The sequence below is a fragment of the Miltoncostaea oceani genome, assembly GCF_018141545.1.
In the GTDB taxonomy this organism is placed as follows: domain Bacteria; phylum Actinomycetota; class Thermoleophilia; order Miltoncostaeales; family Miltoncostaeaceae; genus Miltoncostaea; species Miltoncostaea oceani.
The window spans coordinates 1747241-1769565 of sequence record NZ_CP064356.1; the positions used below are offsets into that span (position 1 = coordinate 1747241).

At 75.6% G+C, this 22325-nt stretch carries 25 protein-coding genes; 14 read left to right on the forward strand and 11 right to left on the reverse strand.

The features are described 5' to 3' along the window. Positions 1-25 precede the first annotated feature (25 nt). On the reverse strand, positions 26-859 hold the full coding sequence (locus tag IU369_RS08910; RefSeq protein ID WP_217924219.1) for an ABC transporter permease: 834 nt from the start codon (positions 857-859) through the stop codon (positions 26-28). After that, positions 856-1827, reverse strand: a complete 972-nt coding sequence (locus tag IU369_RS08915) for an ATP-binding cassette domain-containing protein (RefSeq protein ID WP_217924220.1) — start codon at positions 1825-1827, stop codon at positions 856-858. The genes IU369_RS08910 and IU369_RS08915 overlap by 4 nt, the downstream gene beginning before the upstream one ends. 132 nt (positions 1828-1959) lie before the next feature. Between IU369_RS08915 and IU369_RS08920 the strand changes: the two genes are divergently transcribed. From IU369_RS08920 to IU369_RS08930, 3 genes are all read left to right on the forward strand, one after another. Then, positions 1960-2631, forward strand: a complete 672-nt coding sequence (locus IU369_RS08920; RefSeq protein WP_217924221.1) for a TetR/AcrR family transcriptional regulator — start codon at positions 1960-1962, stop codon at positions 2629-2631. Positions 2632-2719: 88 nt separating this feature from the next. Further along, complete coding sequence (locus tag IU369_RS08925) at positions 2720-3772, forward strand: aldo/keto reductase (RefSeq protein ID WP_425516805.1); 1053 nt, start codon at positions 2720-2722, stop codon at positions 3770-3772. Between the two features lie 74 nt (positions 3773-3846). Further along, the gene (locus IU369_RS08930; protein ID WP_217924223.1) at positions 3847-4686 is read left to right on the forward strand and encodes a DUF1206 domain-containing protein; all 840 of its coding nucleotides are present in this window, start codon (positions 3847-3849) and stop codon (positions 4684-4686) included. 157 nt (positions 4687-4843) lie between these two features. Here IU369_RS08930 and IU369_RS08935 read toward each other — a convergent pair whose 3' ends face one another. Then, positions 4844-5473, reverse strand: coding sequence for an MBL fold metallo-hydrolase (locus tag IU369_RS08935; RefSeq protein ID WP_217924224.1), 630 nt, complete (start codon positions 5471-5473; stop codon positions 4844-4846). 119 nt (positions 5474-5592) lie between these two features. Between IU369_RS08935 and IU369_RS08940 the strand changes: the two genes are divergently transcribed. Next, complete coding sequence (locus IU369_RS08940; RefSeq protein WP_217924225.1) at positions 5593-5838, forward strand: hypothetical protein; 246 nt, start codon at positions 5593-5595, stop codon at positions 5836-5838. Positions 5839-5856: 18 nt separating this feature from the next. Here the strand turns inward: IU369_RS08940 and IU369_RS08945 are convergent, their stop codons facing one another. Next, positions 5857-7251: a serine hydrolase gene (locus IU369_RS08945; protein WP_217924226.1), complete on the reverse strand. Its 1395-nt coding sequence runs from the start codon at positions 7249-7251 to the stop codon at positions 5857-5859. Positions 7252-7268: 17 nt separating this feature from the next. Then, positions 7269-8240: a mechanosensitive ion channel family protein gene (locus IU369_RS08950; protein WP_217924227.1), complete on the reverse strand. Its 972-nt coding sequence runs from the start codon at positions 8238-8240 to the stop codon at positions 7269-7271. A gap of 266 nt (positions 8241-8506) precedes the next feature. Between IU369_RS08950 and IU369_RS08955 the strand changes: the two genes are divergently transcribed. Both IU369_RS08955 and IU369_RS08960 read left to right on the forward strand, forming a co-directional pair. After that, positions 8507-8692 (forward strand): hypothetical protein, encoded by a 186-nt coding sequence (locus IU369_RS08955; protein WP_217924228.1) that lies wholly within the window; start codon positions 8507-8509, stop codon positions 8690-8692. Positions 8693-8759: 67 nt separating this feature from the next. Beyond that, entirely contained in the window at positions 8760-9455 is a 696-nt protein-coding gene (locus tag IU369_RS08960) for a Bax inhibitor-1/YccA family protein (RefSeq protein WP_217924229.1), read from the forward strand. A 135-nt stretch (positions 9456-9590) separates the two neighbouring features. Here the strand turns inward: IU369_RS08960 and IU369_RS08965 are convergent, their stop codons facing one another. Beyond that, complete coding sequence (locus IU369_RS08965) at positions 9591-10442, reverse strand: transglycosylase family protein (protein WP_217924230.1); 852 nt, start codon at positions 10440-10442, stop codon at positions 9591-9593. 332 nt (positions 10443-10774) lie between these two features. On the opposite strand from IU369_RS08965, the gene IU369_RS08970 reads away from it, so the two are divergent. After that, positions 10775-11767 carry a tetratricopeptide repeat protein gene (locus tag IU369_RS08970; RefSeq protein WP_217924231.1) on the forward strand — a complete coding sequence of 331 codons (993 nt, stop codon included), beginning with the start codon at positions 10775-10777 and terminating at the stop codon, positions 11765-11767. Here IU369_RS08970 and IU369_RS08975 read toward each other — a convergent pair. Then, entirely contained in the window at positions 11754-12464 is a 711-nt protein-coding gene (locus IU369_RS08975; protein WP_217924232.1) for a M48 family metallopeptidase, read from the reverse strand. The two genes, IU369_RS08970 and IU369_RS08975, sit on opposite strands and share 14 nt — an antisense overlap. Before the next feature lie 50 nt (positions 12465-12514). On the opposite strand from IU369_RS08975, the gene IU369_RS08980 reads away from it, so the two are divergent. The 3 genes from IU369_RS08980 to IU369_RS08990 all read left to right on the forward strand — a co-directional run bounded on the left by IU369_RS08980 (position 12515) and on the right by IU369_RS08990 (position 14971). Next, a complete protein-coding gene (locus tag IU369_RS08980; protein WP_217924233.1) occupies positions 12515-13360 on the forward strand; it encodes a diacylglycerol/lipid kinase family protein in 846 nt (281 codons plus the stop codon). Continuing rightward, positions 13357-14649, forward strand: a complete 1293-nt coding sequence (locus IU369_RS08985; RefSeq protein WP_217924234.1) for a phospholipase D-like domain-containing protein — start codon at positions 13357-13359, stop codon at positions 14647-14649. Before IU369_RS08980 ends, IU369_RS08985 begins: the two co-directional genes overlap by 4 nt. A 79-nt stretch (positions 14650-14728) precedes the next feature. Further along, positions 14729-14971: a hypothetical protein gene (locus IU369_RS08990; protein WP_217924235.1), complete on the forward strand. Its 243-nt coding sequence runs from the start codon at positions 14729-14731 to the stop codon at positions 14969-14971. 44 nt (positions 14972-15015) lie between these two features. On the opposite strand, the gene IU369_RS08995 is transcribed toward IU369_RS08990, so the two are convergent. Further along, a complete protein-coding gene (locus IU369_RS08995) occupies positions 15016-15447 on the reverse strand; it encodes a cupin domain-containing protein (protein ID WP_217924236.1) in 432 nt (143 codons plus the stop codon). Positions 15448-15504: 57 nt separating this feature from the next. Here IU369_RS08995 and metX point away from each other — a divergent pair, with 57 nt between their 5' ends. Genes metX through IU369_RS09010 form a run of 3 tightly spaced genes read left to right on the forward strand, consistent with a single transcriptional unit; the run spans position 15505 to position 18191 of the window. Next, positions 15505-16650 (forward strand): homoserine O-acetyltransferase MetX, encoded by a 1146-nt coding sequence (gene metX / locus IU369_RS09000; protein WP_217924237.1) that lies wholly within the window; start codon positions 15505-15507, stop codon positions 16648-16650. Beyond that, entirely contained in the window at positions 16647-17243 is a 597-nt protein-coding gene (metW, locus tag IU369_RS09005) for a methionine biosynthesis protein MetW (protein WP_217924238.1), read from the forward strand. The genes metX and metW overlap by 4 nt, the downstream gene beginning before the upstream one ends. A gap of 3 nt (positions 17244-17246) precedes the next feature. Continuing rightward, entirely contained in the window at positions 17247-18191 is a 945-nt protein-coding gene (locus tag IU369_RS09010; protein WP_217924239.1) for a lysylphosphatidylglycerol synthase transmembrane domain-containing protein, read from the forward strand. 6 nt (positions 18192-18197) lie between these two features. Here the strand turns inward: IU369_RS09010 and IU369_RS09015 are convergent, their stop codons facing one another. After that, positions 18198-19319 carry a site-2 protease family protein gene (locus tag IU369_RS09015; RefSeq protein WP_217924240.1) on the reverse strand — a complete coding sequence of 374 codons (1122 nt, stop codon included), beginning with the start codon at positions 19317-19319 and terminating at the stop codon, positions 18198-18200. A 154-nt stretch (positions 19320-19473) separates the two neighbouring features. On the opposite strand from IU369_RS09015, the gene IU369_RS09020 reads away from it, so the two are divergent. Next, entirely contained in the window at positions 19474-20463 is a 990-nt protein-coding gene (locus tag IU369_RS09020) for a S1C family serine protease (protein WP_217924241.1), read from the forward strand. Between the two features lie 368 nt (positions 20464-20831). On the opposite strand, the gene IU369_RS09025 is transcribed toward IU369_RS09020, so the two are convergent. Continuing rightward, positions 20832-21830, reverse strand: a complete 999-nt coding sequence (locus tag IU369_RS09025; RefSeq protein WP_217924242.1) for a ketopantoate reductase family protein — start codon at positions 21828-21830, stop codon at positions 20832-20834. Continuing rightward, a complete protein-coding gene (locus tag IU369_RS09030; protein ID WP_217924243.1) occupies positions 21775-22287 on the reverse strand; it encodes a ribonuclease H family protein in 513 nt (170 codons plus the stop codon). Before IU369_RS09030 ends, IU369_RS09025 begins: the two co-directional genes overlap by 56 nt. Positions 22288-22325: the final 38 nt, after the last annotated feature.

Sequence of the window (22325 nt, forward strand, 5' to 3'; positions counted from 1 at the left end):
CGGGCGTCGCCGTGACCCCGGCGGGTCAGTCGGTGGTGCTGCGGCGGTACGCCCGGACGGCGAGGGGGGCGCAGACCACCACGATGCCGACGGCCCAGATCAGCGTGTAGAGCACGGGGTGGTCGATCGGCCACGGCGGGTTCTCGCCGAGCTCGCCGGCGGGGTTGCCGAACAGGCTCCGCAGCGCCTCGCTGAGCGTGGTGACCGGGTTCCACTCGGCGATCGTCTGGAGCACGCCCGGCAGGGTCCCCACCGGGACGAAGGTGCTCGCGATGAACGTCACCGGGAAGATCACCGTGAAGGCGACGCCCTGGACGGCCTCGGGCGAGGGCAGCATGCTCCCCATCAGGACGCCGATCCAGATCATCGCGAACGACCAGGCGAGCATCAGCCCGTAGGCGGCCAGGGCCTTCGCGACGCCGTCGTTGATGCTCCACCCGACGATCAGGCCGCAGATCGACATGAGCACGATCGGCAGGGTGCTGCGGAACAGGCTCGCGACGGCCTGGCCGCCGAGCACGGCGCCGCGGGCCATCGGCAGCGAGCGGAATCGGTCGATCGCGCCGTTCGAGCGGTCGTAGGCGAGGCTGACCGCCACGCCGAAGACGCCGAACGTGATGGTCTGGGCGAAGATCCCGCCCATCAGGAACTCGCGGTAGCCGCCGTTGTCCACCTGGATGGCCCCGCCGAAGACGTACGCGAAGAGCAGCACGAACATGACGGGCTGCAGGGTGACGTCGGCGAGGGCCTCGGGCTGGCGCCGCATGTGCAGCAGCGCCCGCCGCGCGACCACCCAGATGTCGCCGAGGGCGCTGCCCCCGCGCTCGGCGGGGGCGGGGATGTGGACCTGGGTGCTCATCGGGCGACCTCCGCGGGTTGTGCGTCGTCGGCGATCGGCGCGCCGGTGAGGGTCAGGAAGACGTCGTCGAGGGTCGGCTGGCGGAGGCCGATGTCCTCGACCTCGATGCCGGCGTCGGCGAGCGCGTCGGCGAGGCGCGACACGACCCGCGGGCCGCCCTCCGTCGGGGCCTGCACGGAGCGACCGGGCACGTCGACCGTCGGCGCGGCGTCCCCGACCTCCGCCACGAGGGCGGTCGCGTCGGGGATGCGCCCGGGGTCGACGACGGTGACGAACACCTGCGACCCGCCGACCTGGCGCTTCAGCTCACGGGCGTTGCCGCGGGCGATGACGGAGCCGTGGTCGACGACGACGATGTCGTCCGCGAGCCGGTCCGCCTCCTCGAGGTACTGCGTGGTGAGCATGATCGTGGTCCCGGCGTCGACGAGGGTCTCGAGGACGTCCCACAGCTCGTTGCGGGCCCGGGGGTCGAGGCCGGTGGTCGGCTCGTCGAGGAACAGCACCTCGGGGCGGGCGACGAGCGTCGCCGCCAGGTCGAGGCGCCGCCGCATGCCGCCGGAGTAGGTCTTGACGAGGCGGTCGCCGGCGTCGGTCAGGGCGAACTGCTCCAGCAGCTCCACGGCCCGCTGCTTCGCTTTGGCGCGTCCGATGTGGTGCAGGCGGCCGATCATGTCCAGGTTCTCGCGGCCCGTGAGCAGGCCGTCGACGGTGGCGTCCTGGGCCGCGAGCCCGAGCAGGCCCCGGACGCCGCCGGGGTCGGCGACGACGTCGAGCCCCGCGACGCGGGCGGTGCCGGCGTCGGGTGCGGACAGGGTGGTGAGGATGCGGACGGCGGTGGTCTTGCCGGCGCCGTTGGGGCCGAGCAACCCGCAGACGGTCCCGCGCGGGACCTCGAAGCTGACGCCGCCCAGGGCGACCTTCTCGCCGAACCTCTTGACGAGGCCCTCGACCTCGATCGCGTCGTTCATGGTGCCTCCCGAGGTGGAACGTGGCCCGGGCGCCCCCGGGGCATCCGTCCAGGCTCCCAGAGCCGCGCTCGTTTTACAACCGGTGTAAACATCGTTCGGCTGTAACTTCGGCGGTAGGATGGGCCGAGGACGATGACGGACCCATCGGACGACACCCCGGACCCCGGCCTGCGCGCCCGCAAGAAGGCCCGGACGCGCACGGCGATCTCCGACGTCGCCACCCGCCTGTTCGTGGAGCGGGGGTTCGACGCGGTGACGGTCGCCGACGTCGCGGAGGCGGCGGGCGTCTCGATCAAGACGGTGTTCAACTACTTCGGCTCGAAGGAGGAGCTGTTCCTCGACCGGGACGGGGCGATCCGCGACCTGGTGGTGGAGCGCATCGCGTCGCGGGCGGAGGGGGAGACCCCGACCGCCGCCCTCGGCGCCCTCATGCGCGACAACGCGATCCTCGACCTGCCGGGCTGGGATGCGATCGAGGGTCCCCGCCGGGGGGACTTCGCGGCGTTCCTCGCCACCTGGGAGGCGGCGCCGGCCCTGCAGGCGCGCCAGCTCACCGGCAACGAGCGCCTCGCCGCGGCCCTCGCCGTGGTGCTCGCGGGCGAGAACCCGGACGCCTCGCCCCACGCGGTCGACGCGTTCGCCGCCGCCCTCGTCGCGGCGCTCCACCTGCGGCAGCGGGCGATCTCCGCGGGCGCCATCGGCGGCGTACCGGCCGACGAGATCCGCGCCCGCGCCGTCGCGATCGCCGACGAGACGATGGCCCGCGCCGCCCGCGCCTTCCCCGACCTGGACCGCCCGGCCTGACCAACCGGGGGCGGCGGACCGGGCGAACGTGGAGACTGGCCTCCGCGCCCCGGCCGCCCGGCGGGCGCCACGCGACGGGGGAGACGCCATGCGGATGAGGTTCCTGGGACGGACGGGGCTGCAGGTGTCGGCCATCTCGTTCGGCGCGATGACCTTCGGTGGCGCGTCGAGCGAGTTCTTCCGGCCGGTCGGCACGACGGAGCTCGACGAGGCCCGCCGCCAGGTCGACCTCTGCCTCGACGCGGGGGTGAACCTCTTCGACACGGCCGACGTCTACTCCGACGGCCGCTCGGAGGAGATCCTCGGCGCCGCCCTCGGCGCCCGCCGCGCCGACGTCCTCGTCGCGACGAAGCTCCACGGGGCGATGGGCGGCCCGAACGACCGCGGCCAGTCGCGCCACCACATCGTCCGCGCCGTCCACGCGAGCCTGCGGCGCCTCGGCACCGACTGGATCGACGTGCTGCAGGTCCACGCCATCGACGGCCTCACCGACCCCCAGGAGACCCTGCGCGCCCTCGACGACCTCGTCCGCGCGGGGACCGTCCGCTACACGGGCTGCTCCAACCACAGCGCCTGGCACCTCATGCGCGCGCTCGGCGTCTCGGAGCGGGAGCACCTGGAGCGCTACAGCGTCCTGCAGGCCCACTACTCGCTCGTCTCGCGGGAGCTGGAGCACGAGCTGGTGCCGCTCTGCCTCGACCAGGGCGTCGGGATCCTCGTCTGGAGCCCCCTCGCGGGCGGGTTCCTCACCGGGAAGGTCCGCCGCGGCGAGCGCGGCCCCGAGGGGTCGCGCCAGTCCGTGATGGGACCCCCCGGGGGCCTCGCCGACGAGGACCGGGCCTTCGACGTCGTCGACGCCCTCGTCGAGATCGGCGCGGCCCACGGGGTGAGCGCCGCCCAGGTCGCCCTCAACTGGCTGAGCGGCCGGCCGGGCGTGTCGTCGCTGATCGTCGGCGCCCGCACCGAGGAGCAGCTCGCCGACAACCTCGCCGCGACCGGTTGGGACCTCACCGACGCCGAGGCGGCCCGGCTCGAGGAGCTGTCGGCCCTCCGCCTCCCGTACCCGTACTGGCACCAGCTCCGCTACAACGCGGAGCGCCTCGACGAGCCGTGGATCGTGGAGCGGCGCGCCCGGGGCTGACGGGCGCGCGGTTTCGGGCCGGCCGCGGGCGGGCACGTCCACGGCCGACGCGGCGACGGAGGGGTGGACGGGTCATGGGTGTCACGGAGGCGCAGGGCCAGGCGGAGCGGGCGGCGGACAACCCGTGGGTCGAGCGGCTGTTCCGCGCCGGCCTCGTGGCGAAGGCGGTCCTCTACGCGGTCGTCGGCGTCCTGGCGCTCGGCGTCGCGATCGACGTGGGCGGGCGGACGACGGACACCGGCGGCGCGCTGCAGACGCTCGCGGACCAGCCGTTCGGGCGCGTCCTGATGGTGCTGCTCGCGATCGGCCTGCTGGGGTACGCGGCGTGGCGGATCGCCCAGGCCGTCCTCGACACCGACGACGAGGGCGACGGCGCGAAGGCCGTCGTCACGCGGATCGGCGCCGCCGCCAGCGCCCTCATCCACCTGGGGCTGATGGTCCTCGCGATCCGGCTCGTCGCCGACTCCGGTTCGGGGTCCGGCGGCGCCGGGGGGTCCGGCAGCCGCGCGGACCAGGAGTCGCAGGCCACCGCCGGCGTCTTCGACTGGCCGGCGGGGCGCTGGATCGTGCTGGTCGCCGCCGCCGTCGTGATCGGGGTCGGCGCCTACAACGTGTACGAGGGGATCAGCCGGGGCTTCATGGACAAGATGCGCGTGGCCGGCTCCCGGCGGCGCCTCGTGGAGCGCCTCGGCGTCGTCGGCTACGTCGCCCGCGGCGTGGTGTTCGGCATCGCGGGCGTCTTCCTCGCGAAGGCCGCGATCGAGTACGACGCGAAGGAGGCCGTCGGCATCGACGGCGCCCTCGCCGAGCTCGCCGACCGGTCCTTCGGCCCGGTGCTGCTCGGGATCGTCGCGGCCGGCCTCATCGCGTACGCCCTCACCTGCCTCGCCTGGGCGCGGTACCGCGAGTTCTAGTGTCCCGATGCAGCAGTTCGGTGGCGCTTCCCGGCTGCATCGCGGCGCGATGCTGCGTCCTCGGCAGACCCGGTATGCCCGATACCGGGCCTGACCTGCGTCCTTGCCTCGCTTGCGATTCGCTCGGGAACCGCATACGAACTCCTGAATCGGGTCACTAGCCCCCGTCGGGGCCGGGCGCCCCGGCGCGCGTGGACAGGAAGATGCGGAGTTCCTCCTTCGCGCCCCCGCAGACCGGGTGGCCGTGGGCGAGGAGCAGGTGGTCGAAGTCGAGGTCGAGCAGGCGGGTGTACGCCGCCGTGAGGGCCGCGCGTGTGCGGTCCGGGTCGTGCATCAGGTCGTCCGGGACGTAGCCGAGCGGCGCGTCGGCCGGCATCCGCACGAGGCCGTCGGCGACCGCGATCGCCCGGTGGGCGGGTGCGAACAGCGCCGTCTCGTCGGCGCAGATGCCGCCGACCTCGACCGCCGTCACCCCACCCGGCAGGTCGTCGCCGGCGGAGAAGAACTCGACGGGCTCGCCCGCGGTGAACTCCTGCGCCCCGAGGCGGTTGACCAGCACCCGGGTGCCGAAACGCTCGGCGAACAGGCCGGCGTCGCGGTAGTGGTGCCGGTTCGTGAGGAGCGCGGCCACCGGCGCGCCGGACCCCTCGAACCAGTCGAGGCCCTCGGCGGGGACGCGGGGGTCGATGAGCACCCGCTCCTCCACGAGGTAGTAGGAGCTGAGCTCGATGCCCCACTTCGGATGGAGGGCGGTCCACCACATGACGCCGGGGAGGATGGTCTGCATGGGCCCATCCTCTCACCGCGCCCCGACGGCGGCCCGGCGGGGTGGTGACGCACCTCCGGGGCCCCCGCGCTTCACGCGGGCCGCGCGGAGGGCGATGATGGGGGGATGCCGGTGACCACGTGAGACGACGCCCCCTCGAGCCGATCGAGGTGGCCTGCCCGACCTGCGGGCTGATCGCCGAGCTGTTCCGCCCCGTCGGCACCCGCCGCCCCAAGCTGTGCCGCTGCCCCGCCCCGGAGCGCGTCGCCAAGGCGACCCGGCCGCGGGTCTGCATCAGCTGCCCCACCATCCTCAACCGCTACAACGCCGGCGTCGAGTGCGGCGCCTGCGCCCGCGCCCGGGCCGCCGGGAGGCCCCGGAGCTGACGGCTCGGTCCCCGCGGGTCAGGGCCCCGCGGCGACCCCCGCCACCCGCGCCCCGACCGCCCGGGCACGCGGAAGGGAGACACCCCGGTCGTCGTAGGTGAGGAGCACCGCGATCACCGGCCCGCGCGGCGTGTAGGCGATCCCCGCGCCGTGGCGTGCCGCCCGGACCCACCCGTTCTTCTGGGCGACCGGCGTCCCCGCCGGGAGCCCGGCGGCGAGGAGGCTCGCGTTGTCGCCGCGCTGCTCCGACCCGAGCAGCCAGCCGATCCCGAGCCGCGCGGCGTGCGCCGTCAGCCCCGTCTGCGCACGGGCGCCGGGCGCGCCGACCGCGGCGGCGTGGAGCGCGAACAGCATCCGTCCCAGGTCCTGGGCGGTCGTCACCCGCCGGGACACCCGCGGCGGCGCCGCCCCCGCACCCGGCGCGGGCAGGGCCGGCTGCAGCTCGGTGCCGACGATGTACTCGCCCGGGAACGTGCTCGACCGGGCCCCGAGGCGGCGGAGGCCGTCCGCCGCCGTCGCCGCGCCACCGAGCCGGCGCAGCACCCGGTTCGTCGCGAGGTTGCTCGACCAGCCCGCCATCGCCCGCAGGTCGTACGCGAGGGGTGCGCGCTCGGGCGCGGCGCCGAGGCGGGCCAGGGCGCCGACCAGCAGGCCGATCTTCACCGTCGAGGCGGCGGGGAACGGCGCGCCCGCCGCGACGCCCGCCGTGGCGCCCGTCGCGAGGTCCTGCACCCAGGCGGCGCGGTACGCCGGCGCGCCCGACAGCGCCCGGGTGAGGGCGGCGGCGCGGGCCGGGTCGACCCGGTCGCCGGGGACGGCGGCCGCCGCGGAGCGGGGGAGCAGCCACGCCCCCGCCGCCCGCGAGGACCCGGCGGGGGCGCCCGCGCGGGTGAAGTCGACGCGCAGTGCGTGGCGGCCGGGGGAGGCCGACACGGTGAACCGGGCGCGGCCACCGCGTACCGCGACCTCCCCGGCGGGGCGGCCGTCGACCGTGAGGCGCGCCGCGTCGGCCCCCGCCGGCGCGCGGGCCACGACGACGCCGAGGAACGCCTCGCCGTCGGAGGGGGACATGGCCGCCGGCGCCGCCGCCGCGCGCCCGCCGGGACCGCGGCACAGGCCCCGCGCGGCACCGGCCCGCACCGGCGCCCGGGCGGCCTCGGCGGCCCGCCGGCCCGCCGCGACGTCGCCGGCGCTCGGGCGGTCGATCCCCTCCATCTGCCGCACCCTGCCCGCCGCGTAGCGCGCGAGCGCGACCTGCAGCGGCCGGCAGCGGGCGCTCACGGGACCCGCGGCCCGCAGGGCCTCCTGCAGGTCGCGCGCCGCGTCGTAGGCGGCCTGCCACCCGTCCGGGTCGGCCGCCCGCAGGGCCGCGAGCTCGGCGGCGGGCTGGAGCGTCGACGCCGCGCGCGCCACGCCCGCATCGGCGGCCGTCAGGTGGCGAGCGATAGCGGCGACCCCGCGCCGAGGTCGGCGCGGACACGGGGCAGGCTGTCGGGGTGGTGCTCGCGCAGGAAGGCCAGCAACGCCTCCCGCACCTCGCAGCGCAGGTCCCACGCCCGGGGTGCGTCGCTCGCGCTCACCAGTGCCCGCACCTCGACGGTGTGGGGGTGGCTGTCGACCACCTGCAGGCCCGACTGGCGCCCGTCCCACAGCGGCGACGCCTCCAGCACCCGGCTCAGCTCGTCGCGGAGCTCCCCCATCGGGACGGCGTGGTCGAGGTGCAGGTGCACGGCGCCCGTCATCCGCGATCGGGAGCGCGTCCAGTTCTCGAACGGGGTGCTCGTGAAGTACGAGATCGGCAGGATCAGCCGCCGCTCGTCCCACAACGCCACCACCACGTAGGTGAACGTGATCTCGTCGATGCGGCCGTACTCGCCCTCGAGGACGACGACGTCGTCGAGGCGGATCGGCTCCGTGAGGGCGATCTGGATCCCCGCCAGCAGGTTCCCGAGCGCCTGCTGCGCCGCCAGGCCGATCACGATCCCCGCGATCCCCGCCGACGCCAGCAGGCTCGCCCCGAGGGTCCGCACCGACGGGAACGTCGTGAGCATCACCGCCGCCGCGACCACGCCGATCAGGACCGCCGCGATGCGCCGCAGGATCGCCGCCTGGGTGTGCACCCGGCGGGCACGCAGGTTGTCCGCCGACGCGACGTCGAACCGGTTCGCCACGACCTCCGCCGCCGCGCCGACCAGCCCGATCAGCATCCACGCCACCGCCGCGATCGTCACCAGCGCGAGCGCGTGGCGGGCGACGCCGAGGTCGTCGTGGACCTCCTCCAGGACCCTCAGGCCGGCGAGGGCGGTCAGCGACGCGACCAACAGCAGCGACGGCCGGCGGCAGTGGTCGACGAACGCGCGGCCGGCGCCGGCGCGACCGGAGACGTGGGCGATCAGCGCCATCAGCGCCATGTGGGCGGCGACGGCGAGGGCGACGGCGGCGATGACGGCGCCGGCGGCGAGCAGGGCGTTCTGGCGGACGGCGTCGCTCAGGGGGTCCTCCTCCGTGGGGTGCGGGGGGGCGCGGCGGGCGCGCCCGGCGACGACACGACTACCACAGGGCCGGCGGCCGGCCGGGACGCGCCGGGCCGCCCGGCACCGCCCCGGGCGGGTGGGGACCGCCCGATTCGGGCAGACTCGGCGCGAGGCACCCGAGACGGGGGGACGGCATGAGCGGTGGGACCGACAGGGGACGCCCGGCGGAGGACGGCCCGGGCACCGAGGACCAGGAGCACCGGCTGCAGCGGGAGCGGGAGAAGGCGGCGCCCTCCGACCACGACGACGCGTCGGGACCCGGGTACACCGCCCGCCCGAGCGACGAGGAGCCCGAGACCCGGGAGGGCGGGGACGGCTGAGCGGGGCTCGGCGGGGCCCCCGCGCCGGAGTACCCTGACCCCGTCGGCGTCGATGAGGAGGGGAGCCGTGGCGGAGACGCCCGAGCAGTACGGGTACGAGCGGGAGACGTGGGAGCGGGGGACCGCCGCGGCGGCGCAGGACGACGCCCGGGCGATCTTCGGCAAGGTCATGTTCCTCGTCGCGGTGACCGCCGGGTTCGCCGCCGCGGGCGCCTACGTGGCGCGCGACATCTCCGGCGGATGGGCCCTCGCCGCGTTCATCGGGGCGATCGCGCTGACGTTCGCGATCGGCCTCGGCGGCCGCAAGGAGGAGGCGACCCCCCTCCAGATGGGCCTGCTGTTCCTGATCGGGCTGCTGCTCGGCGTGGGGATCGGACCGACGATCGACGCCTACGCGAGCGTCGAGGGCGGCGGGACCCTGGTCGCCCAGGCGGCAGGCCTGACGGCGCTGTTCATGGCCGTCCTCGGGACGATCGGCTACGTGACGAAGCGCGACCTGAGCGCGATCGGCCGGATCTCGTTCATCGGCCTCATCGCCCTGCTGGTGTTCGGCATCGTCGCGATCTTCGTGAACATCCCGAACGAGGACCTGATCTGGTGCATCGGCGGCCTCGTCGTGTTCGCCGGGCTCACCCTGTTCGACTTCTGGCGGCTCCGGCGCGCCGGCAACGGCGACGTCGCGCTGATCGCGCTGTCGATCTTCCTCGACGCGTTCAACGTCTTCCTGTTCATCCTCCGCCTCCTCGGAGGCAACCGGGGCTAGGTCGGGACGGGGCGGGCCGGCACATGCCGACCCGCCCGAGCCTCTTCGGCGGCCGTCCCCGGCGGCAGCCGGTGCCGCCGTCCGCGGCGTGCTCGCGATCAGCGGCGAAGCCGCCACGAGAGCCGCTTGAGACGCTCAGAGCAATCCGCACATCCGGGCCGTGTTCGGCCACGGGGTGAAGCCGCGGGTCGCGATCGCCTTCTCGGCGGTCCGCATCTGCTCCTCGCGCGTCCAGTTGTCCGCCGTCCCCTTCGCCCGGTAGAGCCCGGGGGAGTAGGTCTGCTGGAAGGTGCGGTCCATCTGCAGGCCGCCGTAGTAGCCGTTGCCCGTGCTGATGTCCCACGTGCCGTGCGACTCGTGCTCGGCGATGCAGGTCAGCGCGTCGTAGTGCCGCAGGCGCTCCGAGAGGGGGCGCTCCGCGGGACGCACCCGTTCGGTGCGGGCGCGCAGGAAGCTCGTGACCGTCCGCCAGTGGGCGAGCTGGGCCACCCGCTCCGGACGCGTCGGGGCGATGCGGAGGGCGCCGGGGCCGTCCACGCCGAGGGCGGTCGACCGGCGCACGGCGAGGGAGTGCTGGCGCGCGATGCGCGCCGCCAGTCCGCGCCCGCCGGGTCGGACCGCGGGTGCGGTGCGCTCGTCGACGGCGATGGGGACCTCGCGGGTGCGGGTCAGGAACCCGAGGACGCTGACGAGCCGCCGCTCGCGGCGGACGAGGAGCTCGGGTCGGTCCGGGACCGCCCCGATCGTCGACGACAGCCCCAGGCGCCGGGCCTGGGCGCGCGTGCGGGCGGTGAGGCGCGCGACGCGCTCGCGCAGCTCCCCGTCGGCGGTGGCGACCGCGGTGGACGCCACGGGGGCCATGCCCGGCGGTACCGGTACATGGGTCGCGGCGACCGCGAGGGCGGGGGGAGGGGGGGCGGTCGCGGCGGCGTGGCCGGCCGGGATCACCGTCAGCGCGACGGCGAGCGAGATGAGTGCCTTCAACATGGGCCTTTCGGCAGGGAACGGGCCCGCACCGTCCGTGCACGGGATCGACCCCGTGCGGACTGTCGCCGCCGGGGTCGCGTTGCGGGCGAGCCGGACCCGCCCGGGATGGGCCGCGGTCGCTCGCGTCGGCATCGGTGCCGTCCGCCTGGGGATGCGCCGCGTTGTCGCCGGGATCGGCGGGGCACATCCGGCCGGTGATGGAAGCCCACCACGACCGGGCGCGCAAGTACCCGTTCGTCATGTGCCGAAAACACAGAACCTGCTACCGGCGTCCCCGCGCGGCCGTCGCGACGCCGTCGATGTGGGCCCGTGCCGTCCACTAGGCTGCGGACGTGGCCGACGACGACGCACGCGCACGCCGGGCCCGGTTCCTGAAGGAGCTGGCCGCCCGCGACCTCTACGCCTGGTTCGGCATCCCGCCCGACGCCGACGACGACGCCATCCGCGCCGCCGCGGAGGCGAAGCGCAGCCAGCTCGCCCACACGCCGATGCCGCAGCACAACCGCTCCATCGAGCGCGCCTACTGCGACCAGGGCGAGAAGGCGTTGCTGCGTCCCGCCGTCCGCCGCGAGTACGACGCGCTGCTGGCGGCGCGGATCGCCCCGGCCGCCGGCCCGCGCACGAGCGCCGAGCGCGGCGTCGCGGAGCGCGAGGAGCGGCTGCGGATCGCCCGTGAGCGGGTCGAGCACCACACCGCCGACGACGCCCGCATGGCGCCGGGCGACGCCATGTTCCTGGGGTCGGAGGACGTCGAGGTCGAGCTCGCCGGCGAGCGCCGCGCCGCCGCGAAGCGCACCGACTTCGCGGAGACCCTCGCCGAGGCCCGCGCCGCGCGCGTGCAGGGCGCCCCCCTGCGGGCCCTCGCGCTCGCCGAGAAGGCGAAGTCGCTGCGCACCACGGCCGGCTCCCTGAACACGCTGGGCGGCGCCCGCCGCGACGTCGGCGACCTGGCGGGCAGCGAGACCGCACTGCGGGAGAGCGTCGCGATGCTCCCCAGCGTCCGCGAGAACGCACCGGGCTGGATCGCCCTGTCGGCCACGTTGCGGGCCCGCGGCGACCTGGACGGCGCGGAGCAGGCCGCGATGAAGGTGATCGAGGAGGACGAGGACGACCCGCACGGGTGGCACGCCCTCGCCTTCGTCCTGACGGACCGCGGCGAGACGATCCGCGCCGGCGACGCCTGGGAGCGGATGGCGAAGCTCGGCCTCGACGTGCCCGGGGTGCTCGCCGGCCTCCAGGTGCTCCGCAAGGACAGCCTCGCCCGCAACGACCAGCTCGGCGCCGCCAACATCGACGACCGCATCGCGCGGATCAGGAGGGGCTGAGCCCCTCCCGGCGCGCGGCGTCCCGCCAGGCGGGGCCGCGGTGGAGCAGGACCCCGTGGTCGCGGAGCCACGCGCGCGCCTCCGCGTGACGGGGATCCGCCTCCTCCACCAGCGCCCAGAAGGCGGGGGAGTGGTCGGGGCGCCGCAGGTGGCAGACCTCGTGAACGACGACGTGCTCGAGGACGTGCTCGGGGGCGAGCATCAGCCTCCACGAGAACGAGAGCCGCCCCGTCGCCGCGCAGCTGCCCCACCGGGTGCGGGGGTCGCGGACGGCGACGCCCGCCACCCGGACGCCCATCGCGGCCGCCCGCGCCCGTGCCCGCTCGCCGGTCTCGCGCAGTGCCTCGGCGCGGTACCAGGCCTCGACGCGCGCGTCCGCCCGCTCGGCGGGCACGTGGAGCTCGTCGCCGCGGCGGGCCACGCGACCCCGGCCGCCCGCGTGGAGCCGGAGCACGAGGGTGTCGTCGAGCCACGCCAGCCGGTCGCCGTCGGCGAGCGGGGCGGGCGGCGGGGCGAGGCGCGCCGACTGCTCGGCCACCCACGGCGCCGAGGCGCGCAGGAATGCGTCGACCCGGCCGGCGGGCGCCCGCGCCGGCACCGTGAGGCGCACCCCGGCGTCGCTGACCCGCAGCGTCATCCGCCGGGCGCCCCGGTGGCGCACGACCCGGCACGGAAATGGCGATTCGCGATGCTCCATCGCGGCCACGGTACCGGCCGTCCCGGCCGGCGGCCCGGTACGCTCGCCGGATGCACATCACCCTCCTGGTCAACGAGAGGTCCGGCTCCGGCGGGGGTCCCTCGCCCGACGAGCTGACCGCCCTGCTGGAGGGCGCCGGCGCCGACGTCACCCGCCTCCCCGTGGACGCGGCCGGACGCGCCGCCGAGGGCGGCCCCGAGCGGATCGTCGTGGCGGGCGGCGACGGCAGCATCGCCCCCGCCGCCGACGCCGCCGGGGCCGCGGGGATCCCCCTCGCGGTCGTCCCGAGCGGCACGGCGAACGACTTCGCCCGCCGCATGGGCGTCCCCGACGACCCCGCGGAGGCCTGCCGCCTCGCCGTGACGGGGCCGGGGCGGCACGTGCTGGACCTCGGCCGCATGGACGGCCGCCCGTTCGTGAACGTGGCGACGGCGGGGTTGTCGGTCATGGCCGCCCGCGCCGCGCAGCCGCTGAAGGGCGCCATGGGCCCCGCCGCGTACCTGGCGGGCGCCGTCCGCTCGGCGGTCACCGGCCGCCCCCTGCAGGCGACGGTGCGCTGCGACGACCGGGAGGTGTTCAGCGGTCCCGCCTGGCAGGTGATGGTCGCCTGCTCCGGGGCGTTCGGGGCGGGTTCGCGCATCGCGGAGGCCGACCCCACCGACGGGCTGCTCGACGTGGTGGTGCTGGAGGCCGGCCCGCGCCTGCGCCTCGTGCGCCACGCCCGCGCGCTCCGCGCCGGGATGATCACCGGGCAGCCGGGCGTCCACGCCGACCGGGGGTCGCGGATCACGCTCACCCTGCCGGGCGGCGCCGGGGTCAACATCGACGGCGAGCTGGTCGACGCGGCGCCCGGCTTCACCGTCGAGCCCGCGCACTTCTCCCTGGTGACGGCGTGAACCGGCGCTGGCCGGCCGGGATCCTCGCGACCGCGGCGCTCTGGTACGCGAGCGACTCGCTGCGGCACCGGCGCGAGGGGGGCCGCGGCTACGAGCTGGAGGACTCACCCGAGGTCGGCTCCGAGGGCTTCCTGCGGGCCGCGGAGGCGCTGACGCAGGCCCCGATCACGCGCGGCAACGCCGCGGAGCTGCTCGTCAACGGCGACCAGATCTTCCCGGCGTTCCTCGAGACGATCGCCTCGGCGGAGCGCACCGTGAACCTGCTGACCTACGTCTATTGGACGGGGGACATCGCCCAGCAGGTCGCCGCCGCCGTCTGCGAGCGGGCGCGCGCCGGGGTCACGTGCCGGGTGCTGCTCGACGCGATGGGCGCCTTCAAGATGGACTCCGCGCTGATCGACGAGATGGAGGAGTGTGGCGTGCTCGTGCGCCGCTTCCGCCCGCCGAAGCCGTACGCGCTGAAGCGGATGAACAACCGCACCCACCGCAAGATCCTCGTCGTCGACGGCACCGTCGGCCTGACGGGTGGCGTCGGGATCGCGGAGGAGTGGACGGGCGACGCCCAGGACCCCGACCACTGGCGCGACACCCACGTGCGGGTCCGCGGGCCGGTGGTGCGCGGCCTGCAGGGCGCGTTCGCCGAGAACTGGCTGGAGGCGACGGGCCAGGTGCTGGCCGGCGAGGACGACCTGCCGTACCTGCCGCCGGCCGCGGACGGCGACGGCGACCACGCCGCCGGGGCGGCGATGCAGGTGATCCGCTCGAGCGCGGGTGTGGGGGACACCAACATCGAGACGCTCTACTACCTGGCGATCGCCGCGGCGCGGACCTCCATCGACCTGACCTCCGCCTACTTCGCCCCCCGCCCCGCGTTCCTCGGCGCCCTGGTCGACGCGGCCCGCCGCGGCGTGGCGGTGCGGGTGCTGGTGCCGGGGGAGCACATCGACAAGGACGTGGTGCGGCACGCGGGGCGCGCGACGTACGGGGAGCTGCTGCGCGGCGGCGTGCGGGTGTTCGAGTACGGGCCGACGATGCTCCACGCGAAGGGCCTCGTCGTCGACGGCATCTGGTCGGCGCTCGGCTCGGCGAACTTCGACAACCGCTCGTTCCAGCTCAACGACGAGGCCGTCCTCTGCACCCAGGACCGCGAGTTCGCGGGGCACCTCACCGCCGCGTTCGAGCGCGACCTGACGGTGTCGCGCGAGATCATGCTGGAGGACTGGAGCGGACGGCCGCTGCTCGAACGGGGTCGCGAGGTCGCCGCCCGCCTCCTGCGTCGCGAGCTCTAGCGCCCACCCGGGGGCGGGGTCCCGGACCGGGCCCCTCGCCTAAGCTGGACTCCGGACACATCGAGCCAGGAGCGCACGGATGAACATCGGCAAGCTGTCGGGCATGGCCAAGGACCTGATCGACAAGCGCGGTGGGATGGACGCCCTCAAGAAGGACGCCGCGGAGCTGAAGGACATCGCGACGAGCAAGGGCAGCGTCGCCGACAAGGCCAAGCGGGCCGCCGACGCCCTGAAGGACCCGGGCGGTCCCGGCGCCGACGCCGGCACCCCGCCCACGGGCACGCCGCGGGCCGACGAGAAGCCCGCGCCGCCCGCCTCCTGACCCCCGTCGCGTCCCCCGGCGCCCGCCGGGGGGCCGGACCGGTCTCAGCCCCGCAGGTCCGCGGCCGGCAGGTCGTCGGGCAGGGGGATCTCCTGGGGCGCCCCGCCGACGGCGTCGTCCCAGTCGGCGAAGGCGCGGCCGTCGCGGCCCTGGTGCTCGCCGGACCCGCCGAGCGCGACGATGCTGCAGACACCGGGGCCCAGGTTGACGAGGCGCCGCCGCACCTCGGGCGCGACGCGCATCAGTTCGCCCTCGGCGAGGTCCCGTGCGCCGTCCTCGGTCTCGACGGTCAGCGTGCCCCGCAGCACCAGGTAGACCTCCTCCTGGTGCGCGTGGGAGTGGATGCGTCCGCGCTCGCCGGGGCGCAGCAGCATGTGGTTGATCCCGAAGCTCGAGACCCCGAGCGCGCGACGCAGCGAGACGAAGCGATCGGGGGCGTCGTGGTCGAGTCGGGTGACGGCGGTTCCGGTCTCCATGGCGGCCAGGATACCCCGGTTGACACCCGCCGGGCGCCCCTCTAGCGTCACCGCGCCGTGGGGGCTTCCATCGGACGGGTCGAGACCGAGAGCGCCGTCCTGTTCGGTCCGGACGGTCCCCTGCTGCTCGATTCCGGGGCGCTGCTCGCCCCCGTCGAGGTGGCCTACGAGACCTACGGCACGCTCGACGCCGACCGCTCGAACGCGGTGGTCATCTGCCACGCCCTCACCGGCGACGCCCACGCCGCCGGGTACCATGACGGCGCCGACCGCCCCGGGTGGTGGGACACCATCATCGGCCCCGGCCGCCCGCTCGACACCGACCGCTTCTTCGTCGTCTGCTCCAACCTGCTCGGCGGGTGCCGGGGCACGACGGGGCCGTCGTCGATCGATCCCGCGACGGGCGTCCCCTACGGGCTGCGGTTCCCTCTGTTCACGGTCAGCGACCTCGTGAAGGTGCACCGCGCCCTGATGGCGCACCTCGGCATCACCCGCCCCCTCGCCGCGGTCGGCGGGTCGCTCGGCGGGATGCAGGTGCTGCAGTGGGCGCTGGACGCCCCCGGCGAGCTCGGCGCCGCCGTGGTCGTCTGCGCGAGCAGCCGCCTCTCCGCCCAGAACATCGCCTTCTCGGCCGTGGCGCGGGAGGCGATCATGGGCGACCCCGACTTCCGGGGCGGCGACTACGCCCAGGCCGGGGTGCGACCCGACCGGGGCCTGTCGACGGCGCGGATGCTGGCGCACATCACGTACCTCTCCGAGGAGTCGATGCGCGACAAGTTCGGCCGGCGGCTGCAGGACCGCGACACGCCGCGGTTCGGCTTCGACGTCGACTTCCAGGTGGAGAGCTACCTCCGCCACCAGGGGGAGTCGTTCCTGCGGCGCTTCGACGCGAACAGCTACCTGTACCTGACGCGGGTGATGGACTACTTCGACGCGTTCGCCGACCCGGTGGCGGTGGCGCGCGCCCTGGACGGGACGTCCACGCGGTTCCTGGTGGTCTCGTTCGACAGCGACTGGCGATTCGACACCGCCCACTCGCGGGAGATCGTGCGGACGCTCGCCGCCCACGGCGCCCCCGTCACGTTCCGGGAGGTGTCGTCGCCGTACGGCCACGACTCGTTCCTGCTCGACATCCCCGACTACCACCGGACCGTCGGCGCGTTCCTGGAGCGCGCGCGGCGATCCGCGGCGGCCGCGGCATGAGGCCCGACCTGCGGGTCGTCGCCGGGATGATCCCGGAGGGGTCGCGGGTGCTCGACCTCGGCTGCGGGGCCGGGGACCTCCTGGTGGAGCTGATCGCGAACCGCGGATGCCGGGGCCAGGGCGTCGAGGTGTCGACGGAGGCGTTCCACGCATGCGTCGCGCGGGGCATACCCGTGGTGCAGGCCGACATCGACGAGGGCCTGCCCGACTTCGAGGACGGCGCGTTCGACGTGGTGGTGCTCTCCCAGACGCTCCAGGCGACGCGGCGGCCGGTGCCGGTCCTCCGGGAGATGATGCGCGTCGGACGCGTCGGCATCGTCTCGTTCCCGAACTTCGGCCACTGGCGGGTGCGGTTCGACCTGGGGGTGCGGGGGCGGATGCCCGTCAGCGCGACGCTGCCGTACCGGTGGAGCGAGACGCCGAACATCCACCTGTGCACGATCCGCGACTTCGAGGAGCTCGCCGCGACCGAGGGCCTGCGGGTCGCGGAGCGGGCGCTGCTCGCACCCGACGGGCGCGCCGCCGCCGCCCGCGTCGCCCGCCGACCGAACCTGCTCGCCGCCGGGGCCGCGTACCTCCTGACGCGCGACTGATCCGTGGACTCCGTCCGCAGCTTCATCGACGCGGTCGAGGCGTTCGCGGAGCGCGTCGCGGCGGTGCACTGGGGGTGGCTGGCCCTCGCCGTGGGGTTGAGCCTCACGAACCTGGCGCTGCGGTCGCGGGGCTGGCAGCAGATCCTGCGCGCCGCCCTCCCGGGCGCGCCGATCCGCTACCGCACGGCGTTCGGCGCGTACTGCGCGGGCGTCGGCGTGAACGCGATCGTGCCCGCCCGCGTCGGCGACCTGACGAAGATGTTCCTGGTGCGCCGCGCCGTGCCGGGCGCCCGCTACCCGACCCTGGTGGGCACCCTCGTCACGGAGACGGTGTTCGACTTCTTCGTCGCCGGCGGGCTGCTGATCTGGGCGCTCTCCGCCGGCGTGCTCCCCGGCGTCCGCCTGCCGGAGCTGCCGGCGTTCGACCTGTCGCTGGCGTTGCGCCACCCGTGGCTGACGGCCGTCGTCGTGGCGGTCGCCCTGGTCCTGTCGGTGATGCTGGCGCGCCGCGTCCGACGGTTCTGGGAGCAGTTCGGGCAGGGCCTCGCGATCCTGCGGAGCCCCCGCCGCTACCTCGTCTCGGTGGTGCCGTACCAGGCGGTCGGCTGGGTGTGCCGCGTCGGCGCCGCCGCCGCGTTCCTGTCGGCGTTCAACGTGCCGGCGAGCCTGGAGGCGGCGTTGACGGTGCAGGTGGCGGGGAGCGTGGCGAGCCTCTTCCCGGCGACGCCCGGCGGTCTCGGCCCGAAGCAGGCGCTGCTCGTGGTGATGCTCGCCGGCACGACGGGGCGCACCGACGTCCTCGCGTTCAGCGTCGGGATGGAGCTCACCCTCGTCGTGATGAACGCGATCCTCGGCGCGACGTGCCTGGCCCTGATGCTCCGCAACCTGCGCTTCCGCGACGCCATCTCGCGGGCCCGTGCCGACCGGGGCGACCCCGCCCCGAGCTGACGGGGCTCAGACCGGGACGGCGTCCTCGCCGGTGATGCCGAGGGCGCGGGCGACGTCGCCGGCGGTGAGGAGGCCGACGAGCCGCTCCCCGTCGAGGACGAGGGCGCGCTGCAGGGGCGTCCGCTGCAGCGCGGCGACGGCGGCGGGGAGCTCGTCGTCGGGGCCGACGGCGGGGACGGCGGCGAGGGGCTCCATGTGGTCGGCGACCCGCTCGCCGGCCCAGTGGCGGCGGGCGACGCCCTCGAGGGCGGCGGCGCGGAAGAGGCCGACGGCGACGCCGTCCCGGACGACGGGGTAGGCGGTGTGCCGGGAGCGCCACAGGACCTCGTCGGAGACCTCCCCGAGCGTCTGGGCGGGGGAGAGCGTGACGGGGTCGGTGACCATCATCTCCCGCACCACGAACGCGCGCAGCCCGGTGCGGGGGGCGCTGACGTAGCGGGCCTCCGCGGAGGCGGCCTGCAGCAGGAACCACCCGATGAACGCGAGCCAGATGCCGCTGATGCCGCCCTCCATGACGGTGAGGGCGAGGCCGGCGACGATCATGAGGATCGCGAGCACCCGGCCGGCGCCGGCCGCCCAGCGGGTCGCGCTCTGGAGGTCCCCCTTCCACTGCCAGAGCGCCGCGCGCAGCATGCGGCCGCCGTCGAGGGGGAGGGCGGGCAGGAGGTTGAAGATCAGGAGCGCCATGTTCGTGAAGCCGAGCCACGCGCAGACGGCGTCGGCGGGTTCGGGCAGCCCCGCCATCGCCCCGCCGATGAACGCGCCGGCGAGCAGCAGCGACACGATGGGGCCGGCGACGGCGATGCGGAACTCGGCGCCGGCGGTGGGGAACATGCCGCGGAACCGGGCGACGCCGCCGAACAGCCAGAGGGTGATGCCGTCGATCTCCATCCCGTCGCGGCGGGCCTGGAGGGCGTGGCCGAGCTCGTGGAGGAGGATCGACGCGAAGAACCCGAGCGACGAGATGACCGCCATCGTGAAGTAGGCGTTGTCGCCGAGGCCGGGGTTGGTGGACGGGAACACCCCGCTCGCGAGCGTCCACATGAGGAGCGCGAGCAGCGCCAGGACGCTCCAGTTGATGCCGATCTCGATCCCCGCGATGCGGCCGAGGGTGTAGCTGTTCCTCATCGGGGCGGGGTCCGGCGCGCGGGGGTCATGGACGAAGTGTAGGACCGCCGGGGGAAACTGGCCGCGCGGGGGGTCGACGGCCCCGCGACGGGACGGGGCGCGGCGCGGCCGGTGCTCGCACACTCACCACACGGGAACGGAGTCCGGAGGGACCATGGCGCGGCGCACCGATGCGGTGAGGACGTTGACGGCGGCGATCGCCGGCGGGCTGGTGACGGGCCTGGTGCTCGCCGCCGCGGGCGTCCTCCTGGGGATCGGCCCGGCCACCGCGGGCGGCGCCCGGGGCGACGAGGTCCGCGCGGTGTACCGGTCGGCGTCGCCGGCGGTGGTGTCGGTGGTGGCGTCGGACCGGACGGGCTCGGGGTTCCTCGTCGACGACGCCGGACACGTGGTCACGAACGCCCACGTCGTCGGGGACGACACGGCGGTCGAGGTGGCGATCGGGGGCCGGCGGGTGGGGGCGACGGTGCGGGGGGTGGAGCCGTCGGTCGATGTGGCGGTGCTGACCCTCGACGCCCCCGCCGGCGACGTCGCGCCCCTCGCGTTCGCCGACGGCGACCTGCGGGTCGGTGACCCGGTCGTCGCGATCGGGGCGCCGTTCGGTTTGCAGGGGTCGCTGTCGACGGGGATCGTCTCGGGCCTGCGGCGCCAGATCGACTCGCCGAACGGCTTCGCGATCACGGGGGTCATCCAGACCGACGCGGCGCTCAACCCGGGGAACTCGGGCGGGCCCCTCCTCGACCTCTCGGGCCGCGTGGTCGGGGTGGCGACGCAGATCGCGACGGAGGGCGGCCGCAACGAGGGCATCGGCTTCGCCGTCCCCGCCCCCGTCGTCCGCCGCACCGCCCTCCGGATCATCGCGACGGGGGACGCCAGCCTGCCGTACCTCGGGATCATGGGGCAGGACATCGACGGGGGCGTCCTCCTCGCCGACGTCCTCGACAGCGGCCCCGCCGTCGGCGTGCTCCGGCCCCAGGACGTCATCGTCGCGATCGACGGGCGCCCCGCATCGACCAACACCGCCCTCGCCGCCGCCCTCGCCGACCGCGTCCCCGGGGAGACCGTCACCGTCGGCGTCATCCGCGGCGGCCGGGACGTGGACCTCCACATCCGGCTCGCCCCCCGTCCGGTGGGAGGCCCCTGAGAGGGGACGACCCGGGCGGGGACCGATCGCCGGGATCCCGGTGGGGGAGGGTGATCCCGGGATGCGGCCGAATGGGCCTCGAGGTCGCGGCCGATTGGCCACCCCTCAGGGATGAGGTCCCGGTCAGACTGTCGACGTCCGATCGAACGTTGCGGTCGCCGCCAGGTGGACCACCCTCGGGCTCAGCCTCCGCCTGAGGCACCGACCGTCGAGTTAACCTCGACGCCGCGGCCACATCGCCACACGCTCCGCCGTGGCGGGCGGTGGCCGGAGGATCCGTTCCCTGCGGGGTTCCCCAGGAGGTGGCCGATTGGCCGGCGCACCGAGGTCCAATTGGACCTCAGCCCCCGCGCAGCCCCGCGACGACCTCAGGCGGAGGGGGCCTCGTTGAGCCTCAGGAGGGCGTCGCAGGCGCGGGAGACGGGGACGGGGACGCCGAGCCGGGCGCCCTCCCGGACGACGGCGCCGACGAGGGCGTCGCGTTCGAGGCGACGCCCGTTCTCGAGGTCGAAGAGGGTGGAGGAGCCGCCGTCGCGGGGGAGCCGGCGGCGGGCGTCCGCGATGTAGGCCTCGGCGGCGTCGGGGGCGACCGGCACGCCCGCCGCGCGCGCGACGGCGACGACCTCCCGTCCCAGCGCCAGCATCAGCTCCACGGCGGCGGGTTCGGCGAAGACCCGCCCCACCCGGGCGCGCCCGAGCGCCGTCACCGTGTTGAGGCAGACGTTCGCGACGAGCTTCGTCCACAACGCCGCGGCCGGGTCGTTGTCGACCCGCACCGGCACCCCGACCGCGGCGCCCACCGCCGCGAGGGCCGCCCCCGGCGCGCCGGCGCCGCCCCCCGCCAGCAGATCACGTAGCCGCCCCGTCGACGGGTCGCGGCTCGGGCGCCGCACCACGTGATCGGGGGCGAGGCGCTGGCACCCGAGGTACACCGCGACCCCGCCGACGGCGGCGTCCGGGCACTCCCGCGCGATCACGGCGGGGTTGCCGACGCCGTTCTGCAGCGACAGGACCACCGCGCCGCGGGCGAGGGCGGGGCGCACCGCCCTCGCCGCCCCCTCCGTGTCGAAGCTCTTCACGCACACCAGCGCCAGGTCCACCTCGCCCGCCTCGGCGGGGTCCGCGACGACCCGCAGCCGCACCTCACCCTCGACGCCACCGTCGGTCACCCGCAACGGCCGGTCGCGGAGCGCCTCGAGCGTCGCCCCCCGCGCCACCACCGACACCGGCCAGCCGGCGTCGGTGAGCCGGGCCGCGACGTAGCCGCCGATCGCGCCGGGGCCGACGACCAGCGTCCGCGGCGGGGCGGCGTCAGTCGAGGTCGAGCCCCAGCTGTCCCTGCCCGGGGACGAGGGGGACCTCGGCACGCGGCTGGGCGTCGCGGGCGGCGTCCTGGGCGAGCCGGTCGGCCCGCTCGTTCGCCTCGTGCCCCGCGTGGCCACGCACCAGCACCGGCCGCACCCTCCGGTGGCGGGCGAGCTCCACGATCATCCGCTCCCACAGGTCCCGGTTCGCCACCGGCTGCTTGCTCGCGGTGCGCCAGCCCTTGCGCTGCCACCCCGCCAGCCAGCCCTTGCCGATCGCGTTCGCGAGGTAGCTCGAGTCGGTCACCAGGTCGATCTCGGAGCCGTCGGGCGCCGCCGCCAGCCCCTCCAGGGCCGCCATCAGCTCCATGCGGTTGTTCGTCGTCGGGAACTCACCGCCGGTCAGGACCTCCTCGGCCCCGTCCGGGGACGTGAGGATGGCCGCCCAGCCGCCGCGGGAGTCGTCGGTGCCGTTGCCGGAGCAGGCGCCGTCGGTGACGAGGGTGAAGGTGGAGGGCATCGGAGGACCGTACCGTAAGGGACCGCAACCGAGACGAA